Source organism: Endozoicomonas sp. ONNA2, from assembly GCF_024606365.1.
Classification (GTDB): domain Bacteria; phylum Pseudomonadota; class Gammaproteobacteria; order Pseudomonadales; family Endozoicomonadaceae; genus Endozoicomonas.
Genome location: NZ_JAHHPO010000226.1, coordinates 1 through 1,542, shown reverse-complemented (window position 1 = coordinate 1,542; position 1,542 = coordinate 1). Strand labels below are relative to the sequence as shown.

The 1,542-nt window shown below is 49.7% G+C and carries 2 protein-coding genes; both read left to right on the top strand.

The features are described 5' to 3' along the window. The first annotated feature begins 113 nt into the window (after positions 1 to 113). Positions 114 to 1,361, top strand: a complete 1,248-nt coding sequence (gene serB, locus KDK14_RS04170) for a phosphoserine phosphatase SerB (RefSeq protein ID WP_257263761.1) — start codon at positions 114 to 116, stop codon at positions 1,359 to 1,361. A gap of 15 nt (positions 1,362 to 1,376) precedes the next feature. Then, a partial coding sequence (locus KDK14_RS04165) for a CPXCG motif-containing cysteine-rich protein (protein WP_257263762.1) occupies positions 1,377 to 1,542 on the top strand: 166 nt, incomplete at its 3' end.

Below are 1,542 nucleotides of genomic sequence, written 5' to 3'. Positions count from 1 at the left end.
GCATAGTACCAGCCCAAGTAGCCAGAAATATTCGATTCCATATGGCCAGCTACTTGGCGTATTTATTAACGAATTTATTGGCTATGCGAAAAAGTACAAGCGTGCATAAAAAGGTGAGCAATATAATACTGCTTAATGTAACTGGTCGAGACCAGCCGGGTCTCACTTCATCCATCACCGCTATTATGTCCAACTACGGTCTGGAGATTCTGGATATCGGTCAGTCGGTCATTCACGATACCCTGACCTGGGGAATTCTTGTACGTCTGCCAGACCAGGCTTCAGGTAGTGGCGATTCTGTGCTTGCCAACAGAATGCTGAAAGATCTTCTGTTCCATTTCCATGAAAGTGATTTGCAGTTCAGTTATCAACAGATATCCGAAGAGGACTACGAGCACTGGGTATCTGAGCAAGGCAAAAATCGTTATATCCTGACGCTGTTATCCCGTAATGTCACAGCGGAACAAATTGCCAGGGTCTCTGGTATTACCGCCGCTCATGGATTGAACATTGACCATATTTCCCGCCTTTCCGGTCGACGATCGCTGCGTAATAATGTAAAAGACAACCACCGTTCATCGTGCCTGGAGTTTTCAGTTCGGGGTACGGCCCCTGATCAGCAAAAGCTCAGGGCTGACTTTCTCAATCTTACCGCTGACCTGGATGCTGACGTCGCATTTCAGGAAGACAGTATTTATCGGCGTAACCGTCGGCTGGTTGTCTTTGATATGGACTCCACCCTGATTGAAGCAGAAGTGATCGACCTGCTTGCAGAGGCCGCAGGTGTGGGGGATCAGGTGGCAAAGATCACTGAGAGCGCCATGCAGGGTGAGCTGGATTTTAATGACAGCTTTCGCCAGCGTCTGGCGATGCTGAGGGGGCTGGATGAGTCTGTGCTGGGCGGTATTGCCAGACAACTGCCGTTAACCGAAGGTGCAGAAACATTGATCCGCACTCTTCGTTCACTGGGCTATCGTACCGCTATTCTATCCGGTGGGTTTACCTATTTTGCCCGCTATCTTCAGGAACAACTGGGGATAGACTACATTCACGCCAATGAACTGGACATGGTTGACGGCAAGGTGACCGGCCAAGTGAAAGGCGACATTGTCAATGGTGAGCGAAAAGCCACACTACTGCAGCAGATGGCCGCTGAAGAGGGTATTTCCCTGAATCAGGTTATTGCAGTGGGCGACGGTGCCAATGATCTGCCAATGCTCAGCGTGGCCGGTCTGGGTATTGCCTTTCGGGCGAAGCCCATGGTGAAACAGAGTGCGCGACAGTCAATTTCAACCCTGGGTCTGGACAGTATTCTGTATCTGTTGGGCTTTAGTGAGAAAGATCTGAAGTCGCTTGATTGAGAAAAGGTGTTCGTGATGGACGAGTGGATCAGCTGGCAGGATTACTGCCCCAATTGTGGCGAGCCAATCGAATTGCTTTTGGATGCGGGTTTTGCTGAGACGGAAGAATCATTGATTTACATTGAAGACTGCCAGGTGTGTTGTTGTCCGATGGTTGTGACGCTTGCCATCGATCAAGATG